14 protein-coding genes and 5 pseudogenes are annotated in these 17,878 nt (G+C 69.0%); 14 read left to right on the top strand and 5 right to left on the bottom strand.

Going from position 1 to position 17,878, the window contains the following annotated elements; all coding sequences use genetic code 11:
* The first annotated feature begins 187 nt into the window (after positions 1-187).
* From ACH4EW_RS28940 to ACH4EW_RS28955, 4 genes and pseudogenes are all read left to right on the top strand, one after another.
* Positions 188-2,587, top strand: coding sequence for a 2OG-Fe(II) oxygenase (locus ACH4EW_RS28940; RefSeq protein WP_398261902.1), 2,400 nt, complete (start codon positions 188-190; stop codon positions 2,585-2,587).
* 436 nt (positions 2,588-3,023) lie between these two features.
* A pseudogene (locus ACH4EW_RS28945) lies at positions 3,024-4,604 on the top strand (TOTE conflict system archaeo-eukaryotic primase domain-containing protein); the annotation flags it as partial.
* A gap of 46 nt (positions 4,605-4,650) precedes the next feature.
* On the top strand, positions 4,651-5,475 hold the full coding sequence (locus ACH4EW_RS28950) for a helicase-related protein (protein ID WP_398261904.1): 825 nt from the start codon (positions 4,651-4,653) through the stop codon (positions 5,473-5,475).
* 46 nt (positions 5,476-5,521) lie between these two features.
* Positions 5,522-6,287 (top strand): annotated as a pseudogene (locus ACH4EW_RS28955) (transposase); the annotation flags it as partial.
* Positions 6,288-6,695: 408 nt separating this feature from the next.
* Here the strand turns inward: ACH4EW_RS28955 and ACH4EW_RS28960 are convergent.
* Positions 6,696-7,244 carry a Uma2 family endonuclease gene (locus tag ACH4EW_RS28960; protein WP_218900560.1) on the bottom strand — a complete coding sequence of 183 codons (549 nt, stop codon included), beginning with the start codon at positions 7,242-7,244 and terminating at the stop codon, positions 6,696-6,698.
* Between the two features lie 305 nt (positions 7,245-7,549).
* Here ACH4EW_RS28960 and ACH4EW_RS28965 point away from each other — a divergent pair, with 305 nt between their 5' ends.
* A complete protein-coding gene (locus ACH4EW_RS28965; RefSeq protein ID WP_398261906.1) occupies positions 7,550-7,825 on the top strand; it encodes a hypothetical protein in 276 nt (91 codons plus the stop codon).
* Positions 7,826-8,062: 237 nt separating this feature from the next.
* On the opposite strand, the gene ACH4EW_RS28970 is transcribed toward ACH4EW_RS28965, so the two are convergent.
* Both ACH4EW_RS28970 and ACH4EW_RS28975 read right to left on the bottom strand, forming a co-directional pair.
* Positions 8,063-8,935: an undecaprenyl-diphosphate phosphatase gene (locus ACH4EW_RS28970; protein WP_398261908.1), complete on the bottom strand. Its 873-nt coding sequence runs from the start codon at positions 8,933-8,935 to the stop codon at positions 8,063-8,065.
* A 210-nt stretch (positions 8,936-9,145) separates the two neighbouring features.
* Positions 9,146-9,859 (bottom strand): TVP38/TMEM64 family protein, encoded by a 714-nt coding sequence (locus ACH4EW_RS28975; RefSeq protein WP_398261910.1) that lies wholly within the window; start codon positions 9,857-9,859, stop codon positions 9,146-9,148.
* Between the two features lie 204 nt (positions 9,860-10,063).
* Between ACH4EW_RS28975 and ACH4EW_RS28980 the strand changes: the two genes are divergently transcribed.
* The 7 genes and pseudogenes from ACH4EW_RS28980 to ACH4EW_RS29010 all read left to right on the top strand — a co-directional run bounded on the left by ACH4EW_RS28980 (position 10,064) and on the right by ACH4EW_RS29010 (position 14,526).
* On the top strand, positions 10,064-10,207 hold the full coding sequence (locus ACH4EW_RS28980; protein WP_398261912.1) for a hypothetical protein: 144 nt from the start codon (positions 10,064-10,066) through the stop codon (positions 10,205-10,207).
* A 92-nt stretch (positions 10,208-10,299) separates the two neighbouring features.
* A pseudogene (locus ACH4EW_RS28985) lies at positions 10,300-10,590 on the top strand (GTP-binding protein); the annotation flags it as partial.
* Between the two features lie 16 nt (positions 10,591-10,606).
* Positions 10,607-12,097 (top strand): recombinase family protein, encoded by a 1,491-nt coding sequence (locus ACH4EW_RS28990; RefSeq protein ID WP_398261914.1) that lies wholly within the window; start codon positions 10,607-10,609, stop codon positions 12,095-12,097.
* A 77-nt stretch (positions 12,098-12,174) separates the two neighbouring features.
* Positions 12,175-12,618 (top strand): annotated as a pseudogene (locus ACH4EW_RS28995) (helix-turn-helix domain-containing protein); the annotation flags it as partial.
* Between the two features lie 26 nt (positions 12,619-12,644).
* Entirely contained in the window at positions 12,645-13,043 is a 399-nt protein-coding gene (locus tag ACH4EW_RS29000; RefSeq protein ID WP_398261916.1) for a hypothetical protein, read from the top strand.
* Positions 12,995-13,324: pseudogene (locus ACH4EW_RS29005) on the top strand (elongation factor Tu); the annotation flags it as partial. The gene ACH4EW_RS29000 and the pseudogene ACH4EW_RS29005, both read left to right, overlap by 49 nt.
* Before the next feature lie 356 nt (positions 13,325-13,680).
* Positions 13,681-14,526: a spermidine synthase gene (locus ACH4EW_RS29010; protein ID WP_398261918.1), complete on the top strand. Its 846-nt coding sequence runs from the start codon at positions 13,681-13,683 to the stop codon at positions 14,524-14,526.
* A 206-nt stretch (positions 14,527-14,732) separates the two neighbouring features.
* Here the strand turns inward: ACH4EW_RS29010 and ACH4EW_RS29015 are convergent, their stop codons facing one another.
* Positions 14,733-15,800 (bottom strand): hypothetical protein, encoded by a 1,068-nt coding sequence (locus ACH4EW_RS29015; RefSeq protein ID WP_398261920.1) that lies wholly within the window; start codon positions 15,798-15,800, stop codon positions 14,733-14,735.
* Between the two features lie 156 nt (positions 15,801-15,956).
* Here ACH4EW_RS29015 and ACH4EW_RS29020 point away from each other — a divergent pair, with 156 nt between their 5' ends.
* Both ACH4EW_RS29020 and ACH4EW_RS29025 read left to right on the top strand, forming a co-directional pair.
* The gene (locus tag ACH4EW_RS29020) at positions 15,957-16,394 is read left to right on the top strand and encodes a DUF4442 domain-containing protein (protein ID WP_398261979.1); all 438 of its coding nucleotides are present in this window, start codon (positions 15,957-15,959) and stop codon (positions 16,392-16,394) included.
* A gap of 157 nt (positions 16,395-16,551) precedes the next feature.
* A complete protein-coding gene (locus tag ACH4EW_RS29025) occupies positions 16,552-17,211 on the top strand; it encodes a DedA family protein (protein WP_398261922.1) in 660 nt (219 codons plus the stop codon).
* 120 nt (positions 17,212-17,331) lie between these two features.
* Here ACH4EW_RS29025 and ACH4EW_RS29030 read toward each other — a convergent pair whose 3' ends face one another.
* Positions 17,332-17,862 carry a gamma carbonic anhydrase family protein gene (locus ACH4EW_RS29030; RefSeq protein ID WP_398261924.1) on the bottom strand — a complete coding sequence of 177 codons (531 nt, stop codon included), beginning with the start codon at positions 17,860-17,862 and terminating at the stop codon, positions 17,332-17,334.
* Positions 17,863-17,878 lie beyond the last annotated feature (16 nt).

Below are 17,878 nucleotides of genomic sequence, written 5' to 3' on the forward strand. Positions count from 1 at the left end.
CACAGGGAACAGAACCGCCCCCTTGATCACCCCGCTGAACGCTCCACCGTCCCGGGCCTTCCCTGAACCTGCGCGGGTGCCCCGGATGCCAAGGCCGTTCTGCCATCTGAGAACAGGGACTTCCCGCAGCGCTAGGGTTTCCGGGACAGAGGGAATGGCACGCTGCCGACCAGGGGAACGAAACACCATGGGACACGGAGCACGAAAGCAACTGGCAAAGCTGCTCGACGCCTCGGAACGATGCGGGGACTTCAGTACCCGCATCGAGATGTCCGCCCGCGCGCTGCGGATCGAGGTCGACGGTGTCGGGGTGCTGCCCCTGCCGTTGCGCGCTCCGGTCACCAAGAAGCTGATCGCGCAGGCCCGGCAGGCCCGCTTCGGCCGCGGTGAGCAGACCCTGGCCGACACCAGCGTGCGCGATACCTGGGAGATCACCCCGGACCGGATCACCCTGGGCGGCCCCGACTGGGACCGCACCCTGAGCGTCGTCCTCGACGGCGTCCGTACCGCGCTCGGTCTGCCGCCCACCACCGTCCTGCGGGCCGAACCGCACGCGCTGCTCGTCTATGGCAAGGGCCAGTTCTTCCTGCCGCACCAGGATTCCGAGAAGGACGACTCCATGGTGGGTACCTTGGTGGTCTCGCTGCCCTCGCACCACACCGGCGGTGAACTCGTCGTCTCGCACGTCGGCCGGAGCGTCGTCCACCAGGCGTCCCGGGAGAAGCTGACCTTCGCTGCCTTCTACGCGGACTGCCTGCACGAGGTCAAGCCCGTCAAGTCCGGCTACCGCGTCACCCTCACCATGAACCTCCTCGCCGAACGCACCCGCCCGGCCGGCGAGGACGACGGCGGCCCGGCCGCCGACCTGGCCCACTGCCTGACCGAACACTTCACCGAGCCGGCCGAAGAGCGCTACGCCTACGGCCGCCAGAAAACGGCGCCCCCGAACCGCCTCGTGTACCTCCTCGACCACGAGTACACCCAGCGTGGCCTAGACTGGGACCGTCTCAAGGGTGCCGACGCCACGCGTGCCACCCGGCTCCGCCAGGCCGCCGGGCAGGCAGGCTGCGAGGCGGTCCTCGCATTGGCCGAGGTGAAAGAGACTTGGGACGCCGTACCGCCCTACGACCGCTATGACTACTACGGCGATGTCGAGCACTTCGACGGCTGCGAGGACGAGGAGTGCGTGGGTGAGTGCCTCCTCGACCCCGACGGGGAGCCCGGGGCCGAGCGCCGCCGCAGTGGCGACTTCTCCGACTACGAGCTGGGCGACCTGATCGACGACGAGATCACCCTCGCCTGGTGGACCCGCCCCGACGGCGCCGACGGTGAGCAGATCTCCCTGCCCGTCTCTTACGCCGAGGTGTGCGCCACCACCGAGAACAAGGACCTCACGCCCTACCAGTCCGAGTACGAGGGCTACATGGGCAACTACGGCAACACCCTGGACCGCTGGTACCGGCGGGCCGCAGTGGTGCTCTGGCCCCGGCAACGCTCGTTCGCGGCACGCGCCGAGGCCGGCTCCGAGGGAGCCCTGCGAGAACTCCAGGGCCACTTGGACACCGGGGAGTTGGAGCTGGCGCGTACGCTCGCCCGGTCGCTCGCCCCGGTCTGGAAGCATCGGGGTTCGGGCGAAGCGGCCGCTCCACTCTTCACTGCCGCCCTGCACGTCGCGGTGGGATTGGAGGAAGCGGACACCGCCGCGATGCTCCTTGCGCCCTTCGGGGTGGAGACCCTGGGCGAGCGACACGTCCCCGATCTCGCGGAAGCGGCCACACGGTACGGGCGGACGTGGTCGCGCGGGGCCGTCGGCAGCTGGTTCGGCCCGGTCGCCGCGTACACCGGGGCGGATCGCGCAGCGTGGCTCGAGTCTCTGCCCGGCCTCTGTGCCGCGCTGCGGACCGCTGACGGTGACGGAGACGCGGTGGCGGCACCGCTGGTCGAGGGCGTCTGGCAAGCGGCCGAGCAGCAGCTCACCGGCTGGCTCGACGTGGGCCGCGAGGCGGAGCGCCGCGCGGGCATGGAACGGCTGGGAGCTCCCTTGGCTTGCATCCTGCAGGCGTGCGACCCGAAAACCGCCGGCACGATCGTCACCGCGCTGCGCGGCCTGCCGGACACCGCCCTGGAATGCCTGCTCCCGGCCCTGCGCACCGCGGCCCGCCGACCGACGACCGTACGAGACGGGGCACCCGCGGCCCACGCCTTCCAGGCGCTCGCCGACCACTGCGAGGCCCGGCTCACCGCGGCCGTCACCCGCCCCGTACGCGCGGCGGACGACTGGTCACTCACCCCGGCCGGTACCTGCCGGTCCGGCTGCGGCCTCTGCCCAGACCTCGACGCCTTCCTCACCTCCCGCACCCGTCGGGTCATGGATTGGCCGCTCGCGAAGGACCGGCGCCGCCACATCCACAGCCGTATCGATCTGGCCGGCCTGCCCGTGTCCCACACCACCCGGCGTCAGGGACGGCCCTACACCCTGGTCCTGACCAAGACGAACGCGGTGTTCACCCGTGAGCAAGCGGCCCGCATCCGCACCGAGACCGACCTGGCGTGGCTGCGGGAGAAATGGCCCCGGCCACGCGGCTGAAAGGGTACAGACAAGCCGCGCGGTTCGCGCGCCTGGAACCGGCAGTCCGCACCCGGGACGCGGATGCCTCCGCGTCCCGGCTGGCCGCGCATCGCCACCTGCCGGTACCTCGCGGCCGCGCAAGCCTGGGCGGCCAGCGAGCTGACGCCGGGCGGGTAGGCCATTGGCTCGATCACCCCGTGGGGATCTTCGCGAAAACGCCCCCGCCACGAACACGAATCCGGATCATGGAGGCGTGGAGGATTGGCACGACTGCAACGACCCGGCCGAACTGCGCATCCGGCTAGATGTGGCGCTCGAGGAGAACGCCGAACTGCGTGCGAAGCTCGCCGAGCTCCAAACCGAGAACCAGCACCTGCGTACTCAGCTGGGCGTGCCCAGCACCGATGTCCCGCAGACGCTGCCCCCGGTCCCCGAACCCCTGGCGCCGACCGTCGTGGGAGGCGAAGGCCGGCTGCCGTACGCGGACGCGACCTCCGGCACGGAGGCGAAGATCGCGCTGTTCCGTGCCCTGTTCGCCGGCCGCGAGGACGTCTACGCCACCCGGTGGGTGAGCGCGAAGTCGGGTCGGACGGGCTGGAGCCCCGCCGAGGACAACCCCTTCGCCAAGAACAAGAACGACGCCGAGCGGGTGTTCTGGCCCCTGACCGACAGGGCCATCTACAACCACCTCTCCTGCCCAGAGCCCGGCACCAGGGAGACTCACCTGGGGCTGTACCCGCTGCTGGCAGACGACACCTGCCGGCTCCTTGCGGTCGACTTCGACGGCAAGGACGGCAGCGACTGGCGCGGAGACGCCGCCGCCTACGCCGCAGCCTGCCACGACGCCGGTGTCCCCACGCTGGTGGAGGTCTCCCGCTCCGGCGCCGGCGCGCACGTGTGGACCTTCTTCACCGCCCCCGTCGCCGCGGTCACCGCCCGCACGCTGGGGATGGCGCTGCTGCGCCGCGCGATCGACGTCCGCGGGCAGATGACGTTGTCCAGCTACGACCGGCTCTTCCCCGCCCAGGACCTGCTGCCGACGAACGCCAAGGGCAACGCCCGGTTCGGCAACCTGATCGCGCTCCCGCTGCAGGGGGCCTCCCGCCTCAAGGGCACCACGGTGTTCCGCGACCCGCACACCTGGGAGCCGTACTCCGACCAGTTCGCGCACCTGTCCCAGGCCGAGCGGCTCTCCCCGGCCCAGGTCGAGGCGCTCGTCGACAAGCTCGGCAAGGTCAAGGCGGGCCCGTCGGCGACCGCGCCGGTCCTGCCGCCCAAGCCCCGGCGGCGCGCGCTGGGCAAGGCCCCCGCGGTCGTCGAGGCGCACTTGTCGGCGATGCTCGCCATCTCGACCAAGGGCCTGCCGGCCGCCTTGCTCGCGGCGCTCAAGCACACGGCGTCGTTCCACAACCCGGAGTTCTACCGACGCCAGAGCCAGCGGTACTCCACCTGGGACACCCCGCGCTTCGTCTGCTCATTCGACGCCACCGACCCGGACTGGCTGAAACTGCCGCGCGGACTGGCGGATGAGACCACCCAGCTCATCACCGCCGCCGGCGGCACACTCACGATCACCAGCGACCTCCCAGACCTTCCGCCTATCGAGGCCCGCTTTGCCGGCGAGTTGACCGAGGTCCAGCGCCAGGCGGTCGACATGGTCAAGGACCAGACCAGCGGCGTACTCGTCGCGCCGCCGGGCTCCGGCAAGACGGTCATGGCCTGCGCGCTCATCGCCCACCACCAGGCCCCGACCGCAATCATTGTCAACCGCTCCGAGCTGCTGTCGCAGTGGCAGGACCGGCTCGCCACGTTCCTCGACCTCAGCGGCGGACGGGTCGGCTCGCTGGGCGCGGGCAAGGACCGCCGCGGTCACGTGGTCGACCTGATCATGCTCCAGACGCTCAGCCATCGCGACGCCCCGGACGGCCTGCTGGACGGCTACGGACTCATCGTGGTCGACGAGTGCCACGCCGTGGGCGCGCAGGGTGCCGAGGCTGCGATCCGCAAGGCCCGCGCTGAGCGGTGGATCGGCCTGTCGGCCACCCCCCTACCGGGCGGACCAAATGGATCCGCTGATCACCATGCAGTGCGGACCCATCCGATACGAGATCGCCGACGCCAGCGCCTTCGCCAAGCACCTCATCGTCCGCCCCACCTCGTTCACCATCGACGAGCCGGGCAACGACGGCGCCTCCTTCCAAGCGATCTACAGCGAACTCGCCGCGAACTGCGACCGCAACACCCAGATCGCCGCCGACATCGCCGACGCCTCTCGGCGCGGACGGTGCAGCCTGGCCCTGAGCAACCGAGTCGAACACCTCCACCAACTCGCCACGTCCCTCGCCGCACATGGCATCGAACCGCTGCTCCTGCACGGCGGCATGCCGTCGGCCGAGCGAGCCCGGGTCCGCACCCACCTGGCCGATGAATCGACCACCCCGCCGGTGCTGCTGGCCATCGACAAGCTGGCCGGCGAAGGATTCGATGCCCCTAGGCTCGACACCCTGTTCCTCATCAGCCCGATCTCCTTCAAGGGACGGGTGATTCAGCAGGTCGGCCGGATCATGCGCAACACCGAGACGAAGAAGTCCCACGTCGAAGCCCATGACTACCTCGACGCGGACGTGCCCTGGCTGGAACGCATGCACCACAAGCGTCGCCGCATCCTCGAACGCCGCGGATTCACCGCCACGACCCCCGAGACCCTGCTCCAGCCGCGCGCCCAGCCCGTTGTCCCCGCGCGCCACCGACCGGAGCCCTCACCATCCGCGCCGACACCGCCGGTGGCCGAGGTGCGGCGGTGGGCCAAGGACCAGGGGATGGACGTGCCACCGCGAGGCCGACTCCGCAGCGACATCTGGGAGGCCTGGCACGAGGCCCATCCCCAGGCTCAGCCTGTCAGCTGATCCGGTGCGCCTGCGGACGTGAGGCGAGGGCGTCCCAGGTCAGTCTGTGACGAACGACCTGAACACCCTTGCAACGGCACTACGTCCGGATCGACTACACGTTGCAGGCTTCGCCGGAAGTTGCCCCGTGGCGCCCGGCGGTCGGGATCGCACCCACGCTCAGTGACTCCGAACTGCTCACCCTCGCCGTAATGTCGGCGCTGCTCGGCTACAGATCCGAGCGGCGCTGGCTGTGCCGTGTTGCGGCGAACTTCCGCGGCATGTTCCCCTACGTACCAGGCCAGTCCGGCTACAACAAGCGGCTGCGAGCAGCCTCGTCGCTGCTCACCCGCATGATCCGGATCCTGGCGGCGGACACCACGCTGTGGAGCGACGATGTCTGTGTGGGCGACTCCACCCCGGTCGGCTGTGGCTGCTCGCGAGAGACCGCGAAGCGCTCCGACCTGGCCGGCTGGGAGCAGTACGGCTACTGCGCGTCGCACTCTCGGTACTTCTGGGGACTACGGCTGCACCAGGTGTGCGCGATCGGCGGGCTGCCCGTGCTGTTCGCACTGACCGGTGCCAAGGCCGATGAGCGCGAGACGTTGCGCGACATGCTCCACACCGCGCCGGACGTGACGGCCTCCCACTCCCGGCAGACGATCACCGGTGACAAGAACTACTACGGCCGCGAGTTCGAGCGGGACCTGACCGAGCGTGAGCTGGTGCTGTTACGGTCGGCCCGCAAGGGAGAAGCCGAGCGGGCCGGGGCACATCTGTTCAAGCCGCTGCTGCAGGTCGTCGAGTCGATCAACCAGACCTTCAAGGGACAATCCTGGTCGACCGCCGCGCCCCGGGCGGGCCCGCGCCCCCGCCGCTTTATCAGCAGCTGGACCATCTGAAACGGTACGAGGTGTTCGGCGGCGCCCTGCCGCTGCCGGGCACGACGGAGGTGGCCCGTCCGACCATCTCCACGACCATCTGGCGCACCCTCGCCGACCTCGCTCACCGCGTGCGTCTACGCCTTCGAGTCCTCCTTCAGCGGCGATATCGTCTGGACCCGCCTCGACCGCGTCGACGTCACCCGCGCCGCCCGCCTCGACCCGACCGCCGACAACCTGGTCGGCGATGTGACCGGCCGGTACGAGCCCCGTGAACCGTTCACCTTCGCCCTCGCGGGGGCGTGAGGCGGCTTACGCTTCCAGCTCGCGAAGCCGTGGCCTGGCGTCCGGGAGGGGTGGTCAGGGCACGAGGCTGTCGAGGTCGATGTCGAGGGGGATGGGGACGGAGACCTTCAACCGGTTGCGGTGGATGCCGGTGGCCACGTAGGTGCTGGTCATGGTGTCGAGTTCGTAGGTGTGGACGGTGGGGGCGCCGGTCTCGTCCTCGACGCGCCAGAAGTGGGGGATCCTGGCCTGTGCGTACTTGAAGGGCTTCAGGGAACGGTCGCGGTCCGCCGACTCCTCCGAGACGACCTCGATGACCAGGGCGACGTCCTCGGGCGCGTACCACGTTCGGTCGGGGTCGTACGGGGCGGTCGTGACCAGGATGTCCGGCTCGGGGCGGCTCTTCTTGTCGAGCCTGACGGTCATCTCACGCTCGGCGTCGAACCCGACGGGGGCGGCCTGGCGCAGGGCGAAGGTCAGGTTCTCCACCAGCCGGGCGTGCCAGGACCGCTGCGGCGACATCATGAAGATCAGGGCTCCGTCGATGAGTTCGGTGTGCCGCGGTGCCTGGGCGAGGAGGTCGAGGTCATCGGCTTCCCAGCCGCTGATCCTGGGCGGGATCATCCAGTCGGGGAGTTCGGCGGTCACGGCTTCCTCCAGGCGCCTCGAAGAGGTCAGGGGCCCTCATCCCGGATCGCGGACACGGGCGCAACGCTGGTGTCAGCATAGTCGAGCGACCGGACCTCTCACTCGGCCCGTGTGGGCCCGAGGAGCCGGAGGCCGGTGATCATCTCGGTGTGCATCTGGACGACGTGGTCCATGAACGAGCTGCTTCGGAGGAGTGGTGCACGTCAGCTTGAGCGCCGGGTCGAGGTCGGCCGACACCAGGCTTGCGATGTCGTCGAGGTCGCAGTGGAAGCCCCCCGTCCTTGTCCTCACAGGTCAGGGGCCCCGCAAGTGGTGCCCTGGCGTACGGCGGTGCCGCGGCTGGTTCCCGGGTTCTGCCGAGCCGTGCGGAGCGTCAACTGGTGCTGGACGCGGCCTGCCACGTGCGGGCCGCCCGCGCCCTCGACCGGCTCGCTCGGGACCTGGTCGACAGCTCGGAGTTCACCCGGATCGCCCTGGACGCGGACGCCTGGCCCTACAGCCGGCCGACCTCACCGGCGATGCCCGGGACACGGTGGATGAGCGGCTGCGTTTCCTAGTGGAGAAGGTCCGGCCTATGCCGGACATGAACCTCAGCTGACCCGCTCCACCCTCTGTACGGAAGGGCCCGCACTGCTGTACGGGCCCTTCTGCGTCATCCCCTACTTTGCGGACGCACACGTCCTAGTGGGGCGTATCCCGGCTCCCCAGTGGGAGATGAGTGGGAGATGATCATGGCATGGTGCTGCAATCAGGCGCTAGGAAATGCTCGATAGCGCTACCTGTACGGCCCTGGTTCAGCCGCCGGATTCGCCCGCGTGCGGGTTCAGGACACCTGCTCCCACCAGCACGAACAGCAGGATTCCGAGCAGGATCCGGTAGATCACGAAGGGCATGAAGCTCTTGGTGGTAATGAAGCGCATGAACCAGGCGATAACGGCATAGCCTACGCCGAACGCGATGAATGTCGCGAAGATCGTCGGACCCCACGACACGTGTCCCTCACCCGCGTCCTTCAGCTCGAAGACACCGGAGGCGAGCACCGCCGGGATCGCGAGCAGGAAGGAGTAACGGGCCGCCGCCTCGCGGGTGTAGCCCATCAGCAGACCGCCGCTGATGGTGGCGCCGGAGCGGGAGACGCCCGGGATCAGGGCCATCGCCTGACAGAAGCCGAAGATCAGGCCGTCCTTGACGCCGAGCTCCTTGAGCGTCTTGCGCTCCTTGGCAGCTCTGTGCCTGCCGCCTGCATCGTCGCGGGCGGCGAGGCGGTCGGCGATGCCGAGGACGATGCCCATGACGATCAGAGTGGTGGCGATCAGCCGCAAATCGCGGAAGGGTCCCTCGATCTGGTCCTTGAGCGTCACGCCGAGCACGCCGATGGGGATGGAGCCGACGATGACCAGCCAGCCCATCTGGGCGTCGTGGTCGCTGCGCATCGACCGGTCGGTCAGCGAGCGGAACCAGGCCGAGACGATCCGGACGATGTCCTTGCGGAAGTAGATGAGGACTGCAGCCTCCGTGCCGATCTGGGTGATGGCGGTGAACGCCGCACCCGGGTCGTGCCATCCGGCGAACGCTGCGGTGAGCCGCAGATGTGCGCTGGAGGAGATCGGCAAGAACTCGGTCAGTCCCTGAACGAGGCCCAGGACGAACGATTCGAACCAGCTCATGGGGCTTTGGCCATCCCGGATGTGATCGTGCATCGGCCGAGGCAGTGGGGGCCGTCGGTAACGTGCGCATTGCGGTCAAATGAGGGCAGGGCCGTGCCGGGCCCGGAGTACTTCGGTCGGTCGCGGGCAGGGTATCGCCCTCAGATGAACAGCGCTGCGCGTACCCCACGCCGGCCCACCGCCCCGGTGCCTGCTCCCACGCGTACCGGATCACTCGGCGGCGAGGCGGTGGCGCTTGCGCCAGGCGACGACGGCCGCACCGAGCCCCGTCAGCACGATGAAGCCCATCGCGGCCAGGAACGCGGGCGACATCGGTGACGAGGCCTCGCTGCCCGCGACGACATACGCGGCGGTGTTCGGGACCGAGCCGAGCCCGGTGGCCACCAGGAACTGCGGATACCCCATGCGCGAGACGGCTGCGCAGTAGTTGGCCGCCGCGAACGGCACACCGGGGAACAGTCGCAGCGCCAGCATCGAGCGGAAACCGTGTTGGCTCAGCTGACTGTCCGCCGCCCTGAGCCAGCGGCCGCGCAGCAGCGTACGGAGGGCGTCCTGCCCGAGCACCCTGCCCAGCCCGAACGAGATGCCTGCGCCGAGCACCGTACCCGCCAGCGCAGCGGCCAGCCCCGCCTGCGAACCGAACAGTGCACCGGCAGCGAGATTGAGCAGGGGCCGAGGCACGAAGGCCACGGTGCACACGCCGTACGCGACAGCGAACAGCACGACCGCGACGGCGCCACCGCTCAGCCGGGTGGGCCAGCCGGTGGCGAGTAACCGTTGGGGTTCGAGGAACAGCATCGCCGCCGCGGCGGCCAGCAGCACCGCCACGAGCAGCGTGAACCGGGACCAGGGCGAGAGGAGCGCCCTCGTGCAGCGTATGGCGAGGCCGCCTGCGGGCCGGTCGGCGGGGACGGGGTCGAGCATGCGGGGAGACTAACCGACGCCCGTGCGCAATCGCGGTCATGTGCACGGGACGAGCAAGGCGGCCGAAATCGCTCCCGCGCGCTCCCGGCGTCCCGCGGACCCGGCATCTCGCACGGCGGGGCGGAACCGAACCCCGTGTCCGGCCTGCCGCGTCCGCCGGAAAACCATTCGACGTGACCACACCCGTCGGCCATGATCGGACCCATGTTCCGGTACGCCTTCCACGCAGCGCAGTCCGCAGTCGCGGACGCGCCGAAGGCTGCCGTGAACCCCGTCACCGCAGCGGCACTTGTCGCTGCGGCAGCTTTCACCGCTGCCGCAACGCCCATCGACGGCGCCCGAAGCTGACCCTCCCCCGACAGTCCGGCGGACCCCGTAAGGGGAGGGTCGGCGGGGCCCTGGGGTCTTCTCTCTCAGCTTCGAGTTCCAAGGAATGAGCCATGCCCAAGACGGCATACGTGCGTACCAAGCCTCACCTCAACATCGGCACCATGGGCCATGTCGACCACGGCAAGACCACCCTGACGGCCGCCATCACCAGGGTCCTCAGCGACCGTGGAACCGGCACCTACGTGCCGTTCGACCGGTTCGACCGGGCGCCGGAGGAGACGCAGCGCGGCATCACCATCAACATCGCGCACGTCGAGTACGAGACCGACACCCGTCACTACGCGCATGTCGACATGCCGGGACATGCCGACTACATGGCTCGTCTACCCTGTCATGCAGCGAACGAGGGGCGGACGCGTGGAAGAAATCGATCTCTACCTACGTAAGAGCATCATCGTGAGAGAGGGCACCGAAGCCCTTACCTTCCTCACCCAGGAAGAGCGGGGGCGGGAGTGGGCAAAGAGGAACGACTACACCGTGCGCAAGGTGTGGAAGGACAACTTGTCGGCGTGGACTGACACCAAGCGGCCCGACTTCGAGCGTGCGCTAGCTGCGCTTCGACGCAAGGCGGTCCCAGCGCTCTGGGTATACGCGGTCGACAGGTTTGACCGGAAAGGCGCCGGTTCGGTCATCCGGATACTGGACGCCGGTGCGCGCCTGATCTTCGACTACGAGCGGCTCGACAGCGCCGACCCTCGGGACCGTGAACGAATCATCAGCGACGCGGAGCGCGCGAAAGCAGCGTCAGATCTCCTATCCCACCGGGTCCGGGACACGAAGCAGGGTCAGCGCCGGCGTGGGGAGTGGGTAGGGGCGGCACCTTATGGCCTCCGCAAGGACAAACGGGGGAAGCTCCACCACGATAAGGACTGGGACAACGTCATCCGCATCTTCAGTGATGTGGCAGAGGGTTACGCCCCGCGCGCCGTCGCTCGCCGCCTGACGGACGACAAGAAGCTGTCCCCAAAGGGTGGGCAGTGGGGCGCATCTACCGTGCGCCGCATCGTCTACAACCCCGTGTACGAGGGCTGGCAAGTCGTTGCGCTCTCCCGGGAATACACGTGGCCCGTGGCCTACCGGGACGAGAAAGGTGACCGTCTCCGCGTGTTCGCCGATGGAGTGGAGCCGGTACCCGCGGACCTAGTAGCCAAGGCTCGACGGGTGCACGCCGGCCACCAACGCGGGGCACTCGGCCCCCGGATCGGTAAGGCAACTCACCTTCTGACGGATCTGCTCAGGTGCGCCGGGTGCGGGGCCAAGATGCCGACGAGCGGGCGTTCCTACGTCTGCTGTGGGCATGCCATGGGGAAGGTGTGCCCCGCTCCTGCGTCGGCCATGCGGGCGCGCATCGAAGACTACGTATACACGGTGTGGCGAGACACGGTTTCTGGTGCCGACGTCAACGACGGCGACCCTCTGATGCTCGCCGTCGCAGAGCGCTGGGCAGCACTGACGGCCCCGGAGGAGACAGAGGCGGCCCACGAGGCTCTAGCCGTTGTCAAGGCGGCTGAAGCGGCCGTAGCGCGGCTTGCCAACGACAGGGCGAGCGGTATCTACGACGGAGCCATGGGAAAGCACTTCCCCCGCCTCGTCGCAGAAGCAGAAACAGCACTTACGGAAGCACAGGATCGGTACTCCGCGTTCAGTGGTGGGGCGGTGGACCTCACGATGTTCGACGACGCGGCACTCCTCCAAGAGGCATGGGAGGCTGCGGACTTGCCCATGCGGCGTGACCTCCTGCGGGTCGCGATCGACAAGATCACGGTCACACAGGCTGCGCGGCGTGGGGCTCCGTTCGACGGGGACGCACGTTGTGATATCGAGTGGGCGACCCCGGAAGAGGAGTAACTCCACATAGTGCAAACGGCCCTCGTTCTCGCCTTGAGTTCTAGTGATCGTCGCAACACCCCAGTTCAGGGGATGCGATGGACTTCAAGATCCGGGACCGGTCCGTTATTCAGGGGCGCCGTCCCTTGTCCGAGGAACGGCGCCTCTACCTTCAGCTCATGCAGCAGGGTGTGAGCAATAAAGAGGCATGCCGAACCGTCGGCATCAACGAGAAGACCGGCCGGCGCTGGCGTAACGGCCGAGCCCCGTCCGGCAGGAACGTCGGGGCGTCACCGATCACCACGGTGGCGCCCCCGCCCGGCCCCTCACGGTATCTGCGTGAGACCGATCGCATTCACATCGCCGACCGGCTGCGGGAGAAGGCCACGGTCCGGGCGATAGCCGCCGAGCTCGGCCGCAGCCCGTCCACGGTCGGCCGGGAGATCCGCCGCAACCGTCACCCCGTCAACGGCCAGTACCGCCCCTACGCGGCCCAGGCCCGTGCCGGTGCCCGCCGGCCCCGCCCGAAGCCCGGGAAGATCGGGCCACTCGTCGGCGGTGACGTCGAATGAGCGACCTGGATATCGTCGGCGGCGCAGCCGTCGACGTCGTACCGGTCATCCCGCAATTCCACTCACGCCTCAAGGCGATGGTCTTGCCCGTTGCCGACAGGGTGGGTGAAGAGGTCGGGCGCCGCATGGGAGAGGCGATCTCGAAGAACATCGTGGTCGCCATCCCGCAGGCCATCAACCAGGGTGGCAAGGCAGGGGCCAGGGCGGCCGGCCGCCAGGGCGACGACGCCGGAGGCGCGTTCTCCCGCAGTCTGAAGCGCAAGCTTGAGGTTGCATTTCGAAGCATGCCAAAGCTTCAAGTGGGCTTGGTAGATACGGGAGTTGATGCCGAACTAGCCCGCCTGCGCGCGACCGGGTCCGTCGCGGCCATGTGGTCGCGGCGCCCGGCAGCGTGACGCCGAGCCGCCGCTTCACCGCGCAGGTGTATGTCCTGTCGGCACGGGAGGGCGGCCGGACCACCCCGGTGGTCACCGGCTACCGGCCGCAGTTCTACATCCGCACCGCGGACGTCGTCGGCGACGTCGACCTCGGTGCGGTGGCGGTGGCGCGCCCCGGAGACACGGTCGACCTGGCCGTCGAGCTGGGCCGTGACGTCCCGCTGGAGACCGGGCTCGGCTTCGCGATCCGCGAGGGCGGCCGCACCGTCGGCACGGGCACCGTCACCGGACTGCTCTGAGCCGTGTCGCACCAGAGGCCCGCTTCCCGTACCCGCGGGAGGCGGGCCCGGTGCCGTAAGCAGGACTGACGGTACGACAGACACAGCCCTGGTGCTCGGGGCCGACGGCGTCACGGGCAGCGCCTGGAAGACCGGAATTCCGTACGGGCTCGGAGGGCGGGCGTGGATCTGTGCACCGCCGATCCGATTCTCGCTCTGCGTGGGGGCGACAACGACAGCGGAGTGTCCCTCGTGGACGCCGTCACCGCGAGCTCCGCCGGCCGCGGCGGCCCGTGCCGGGCTCGCCCGGTCGGCGGCGCACACCGAAGCCGTCGCCGCGGTCGTGAGCAGCGGATCCGGCACCCCACAATGGGGGAGTGAACGAGTCAATACCTGTCATCCGGGACGTGGACCAGGGCACCGCCAGACTCCTCCCCGACGTGGACCGGGACAGGGCCTGGCTCCTCACCGTCGACGGCGCACCCCAGTCGTACGTCGACCTCGACGCGCCGGACCATCTCGAATTCGAGTACGCGCGACGGCTGGCCCACGTCGTGGACTGCGCCGCAGCACCGGGCGCACCGCTGGACGTACTCCATCTCGGCGGTGGTGCGCTCACCCTGCCCCGCTATGTCGCCGCGACCAGGCCGGGCTCCCGCCAGGACGTCGCCGAGGCCGACCTCGGGCTCCTCGCTCTGATCACCGAGCATCTGCCGGTCCCCGACAGCAGCGGGATCACCGTGCACGGCACGGACGCGCGCAGCCTGCTGGAACAGACCCCGCCGGGCTCCGTCGACGTCCTGATCGCGGATGTTTTCGGCGGCTCGCGGGTGCCCGCCCACCTCACCACCGTCGAGTACGCACAGGCTGCCCGCCGCGCGCTGGGCGACGGCGGAATCTACGCCGCCAACCTCGCGGACGGCGCACCCTTCGGCTTCCTCCGCTCCCAACTGGCCACCTTTGCGGCCGTTTTCGAGGAACTCGCACTGATCGCCGAACCGGCGGTGCTGCGAGGACGGCGCTTCGGCAACGTCGTCCTCGTCGCGTCCCGAGGCCCCATCGACGCGGCGACGCTGACCCGCCGCTGTGCCGCCGATGCCTTCCCCGCCAGGGTCGAGCACGGGCCCGCGCTGGACCGGCTCGTCAAAGCCGCCCGGCCCGTCAGGGACGGCAAGGCGGTCGCCTCGCCCGAGCCGCCCGACGGAGCCTTCAGCATCGGCTGAGGCCGGCGACTCCAGAACCGCGAACGCCGCCGCGATCAGCGCGCCACGGGTGCCAAGGCCCGTGATGATCGCGGCGGCGGTCGGCAGACGGTAACTGCGGCCGGGGCGGTTCATGCGGGGTGCGGGGGCAGAAGCGCCAGACACCAAGGGACTGTCGCGGCCGCCACCCGCCCTGCCAGGTCCTTGCCCGACGGCGGTGAAGACGGTCAGGAGGACGGAGCGACGTCCACCAGCCGCACGGTGCTGAGGATCTTCTGGATCGTCGCGTCCGGGAGTTCGTCCTTGACGGAATCGGCTCCGTACAGCACCCAGGACGCGAAGTCGCCCTTCTTGTTCTTGAAGGTGAAGGCGATCGATTTGCCGTCGCTGTCACACTTCTTCCGCTTTGTGACATTGGGAGCGGTGGCTGTGACAACCTGGCCGGTCAGACCTGACTTGGTGGTGTACTGCTTGGGTTCGCTGATCTTGATGGTGCTCTGAGGCATGTGCTGCGCATAGGCGGCCCACACCCATGTGCCGGCCTCGCTCCTGGCGTTCTTGGCGGCATCGGTGGCGCCCTGGGCGCCCCTGGTGCCGGCGCCGGCCAGGCTCTTGTCCTCCTTGACACCGTCCTTGTCGGAATCGTCCACGCACCACTTGCTCTGGTAGTAGGACGGTGCGGAGAAGCCGATGAGGGGCGAGTGGTTGCCCTTCTTGTCGTCCTCGAAGTACGAGAAGGTGCCGGGAGCGTCGACCTCCCAGTCGCCGGGCACGTCGAACTGCGTGCCGAACTTGGGGTTGGTGACGACCTTCCAGCCCGGGATCAGGGGCTCGGCGTCTCCGTCGGTGCCGCGCGGGTTCGCCTCGGGCGAGGACGTGGAATCGGACGGCTTGGCGGGCGCCGACGAGTTCTTGCCGTCGGCGACGTCCTTGCCCTTGTCGTCGTCCTTGTTCATCACGACGACACCGGTGACTACGGCAGCCACGACGACGGCGGTGGCCGTGACGATCGCGATGGCGGTGGTCTTCTTCTTGCTGCCGTCGGGCTGCGGACCGTCGGGCGGACCAGGGACCGCGTACTGCGTCACGGTCGGCTGCTGGTAAGGGTTCGGCTGCGAGTAGCCGGGATGCTGTCCCTGCTGCGGATACCCCGGCTGCTGTCCGACCTGTCCCTGCTGCTGATATCCCGGCTGCCGATAGGGATTCGGCTGCTGGTACCCCGGCTGCTGGTACGGGTTCTGATTCTGGTCCTGCGGGTTCTGCTCGCCTCCGGGCGGCTGCTGTCCTGGCCACATGGCCAGTAACGATAGAGGGGTAGTGGCCGGTTTGTTACGCCTGCCCCCGTGAGCGGACGGTGATGGAGGTGATCAGCGGTCGGGGCAGGGGGTGGCTTCGGGGGATGGTCAAATAGTTCTACTCATGAGTAACATCTGGTCATGAGTGCTGCACAGATGACCGCCGGCGAGATGCTCGCCGCGACGGTTCCGATGGCCCGGACCCTCAATCTCGAGTTCCTGGAGACGACCGCCGAGCGTGCGGTGGTCCGTCTTCCGGACCAGGCCGACTACCACAACCACATCGGCGGACCACACGCCGGCGCGATGTTCACGCTTGCGGAATCGGCGAGTGGCGCGATCGTCATCGCGGCCTTCGGCGACCAGTTGTCGCGTGCCGTGCCGCTCGCGGTGAAGGCGGAGATCGGTTACAAGAAGCTGGCCATGGGTGTCGTCACCGCGACGGCGACCCTCGGCCGCCCGGTGGCCGATGTCGTCGCCGAACTCGACGAGGGCAAGCGGCCCGAGTTCCCCGTGGTCATCGAGATCCGGCGCGCAGACGGTGCGGTGACCGGGGAGATGACGGTCGTCTGGACACTTCGCCCGAACGCCTGATCCGGGACGGCTCCCTGAAGGGCCGCCGCGCACCCCGATGAGGGGGCGTGGCGGCTTTTCGTGCTGTCAGGTCAGACGGCGCGACAGGTAGCATTCCCGCCGTGCGCCGAGGAGTTGACCGGCGGGCAAGGGGACATCGGTACGGGAGGAACTGGCGTTGCACATCCAGGAATGGCTGGAGACCGTCCCTGCGGTCAGCGTTTACGTCCTGGTGGGCGTTGTCATCGGGCTGGAGAGTCTCGGAATTCCGCTGCCGGGCGAGATCGTCCTGGTCAGCGCGGCGCTACTGGCCGCTGGGCACGACGGAATCAACCCGTGGGTCCTCGGGGCCTGCGCCTCGGCCGGCGCGATCATCGGAGACTCGATCGGATACGCCATCGGCCGCAAGGGAGGACGGCCGCTTCTCGCCCGGCTCGGCGGTAGGTTCCCCAAACACTTCGGCGTGAGCCAGATCGCAATGGCGGAGCGGTCGTTCCACAAGTGGGGCATGTGGGCGGTCTTCTTCGGCCGCTTCGTCGCGCTGCTCCGGATATTCGCGGGGCCGCTGGCCGGCGTGCTTCACATGCCGTACTGGAAATTTCTGACCGCCAACGTGCTCGGCGGCATCGTCTGGGCCGGTGGAACCACGGCCGTCGTCTACTCGGTGGGGGTCGTCGCCGAGGCCTGGCTCAAGCGGTTCTCCTACCTCGGCCTGGTGGTTGCGGTGCTGATCGGCGTGACCTCGATGCTGGTGCTGAAGAACCGGGCCAAGAAGGCGGGGGCGCAGGGGCCGGTCGTCTCCGCTCCCGACGCGGGGGCCGTACCGGTGGCGGACTGACCGGTCGTGACGCCCCGACCGGCCGGTCGGGGACCGGCTGGGCCGGTGGCGGTGAGGGTCCGCGGAGACGTTGGGCGCTTCCTTTCGTCCGTCCGCACCGCCCCTTCCGTTGCGTTCCGCTCAGCTCTCGTGTGCCTGGCAGTGTGCCTTGGCCAGCTGCACATAGCCCACCGCGTTGAACTTGATCCCTTCCAGTTCCTCCTCGGTCAGCTGCCGCTTTACCTTGGCGGGTACGCCCGCGACGAGCGAGCCCGGGGGTACCTGCATCCCCTGCGGGACCAGCGCCTGTGCCGCGATCAGTGAACCGGCGCCGATGCGGGCACCGTTGAGGACGGTGGACCCCATGCCGACCAACACGTCGTCCTCGATGGTGCAGCCGTGGAGTACGGCGTTGTGCCCGACCGAGACGCGCTTGCCGACCGTGACGGGGAACCCGGGGTCCACATGGACGCTGCAGTTGTCCTGGATGTTGCTGTCGGCGCCGATGACGATGGGACCGCAATCGGCACGCAGTACGGCGTGGTACCAGACGCTGGAACCCGCGGCCATCGTGATCTCACCGATCACGACCGATGTCGGTGCGGTGAAGGCCTCCGCATCGATGTCCGGCTCCTTGCCGCCCATTCCCGTGATCAACGCCTGCTCTGCCATTGCCCGTTCCTCCATG

The sequence above is a fragment of the Streptomyces sp. NPDC018000 genome (assembly GCF_044328025.1).
Taxonomy (GTDB): domain Bacteria; phylum Actinomycetota; class Actinomycetes; order Streptomycetales; family Streptomycetaceae; genus Streptomyces.

Coding starts and splice junctions, on each gene's coding strand:
- ACH4EW_RS28940 (WP_398261902.1), top strand. CDS start 188: ATGGGACACGGAGCACGAAAGCAACTGGCAAAGCTGCTCGACGCCTCG.
- ACH4EW_RS28950 (WP_398261904.1), top strand. CDS start 4,651: ATGCAGTGCGGACCCATCCGATACGAGATCGCCGACGCCAGCGCCTTC.
- ACH4EW_RS28960 (WP_218900560.1), bottom strand. CDS start 7,244: ATGATCCCGCCCAGGATCAGCGGCTGGGAAGCCGATGACCTCGACCTC.
- ACH4EW_RS28970 (WP_398261908.1), bottom strand. CDS start 8,935: ATGAGCTGGTTCGAATCGTTCGTCCTGGGCCTCGTTCAGGGACTGACC.
- ACH4EW_RS28975 (WP_398261910.1), bottom strand. CDS start 9,859: ATGCTCGACCCCGTCCCCGCCGACCGGCCCGCAGGCGGCCTCGCCATA.
- ACH4EW_RS28980 (WP_398261912.1), top strand. CDS start 10,064: ATGTTCCGGTACGCCTTCCACGCAGCGCAGTCCGCAGTCGCGGACGCG.
- ACH4EW_RS29000 (WP_398261916.1), top strand. CDS start 12,645: ATGAGCGACCTGGATATCGTCGGCGGCGCAGCCGTCGACGTCGTACCG.
- ACH4EW_RS29015 (WP_398261920.1), bottom strand. CDS start 15,800: ATGTGGCCAGGACAGCAGCCGCCCGGAGGCGAGCAGAACCCGCAGGAC.
- ACH4EW_RS29020 (WP_398261979.1), top strand. CDS start 15,957: ATGACCGCCGGCGAGATGCTCGCCGCGACGGTTCCGATGGCCCGGACC.
- ACH4EW_RS29030 (WP_398261924.1), bottom strand. CDS start 17,862: ATGGCAGAGCAGGCGTTGATCACGGGAATGGGCGGCAAGGAGCCGGAC.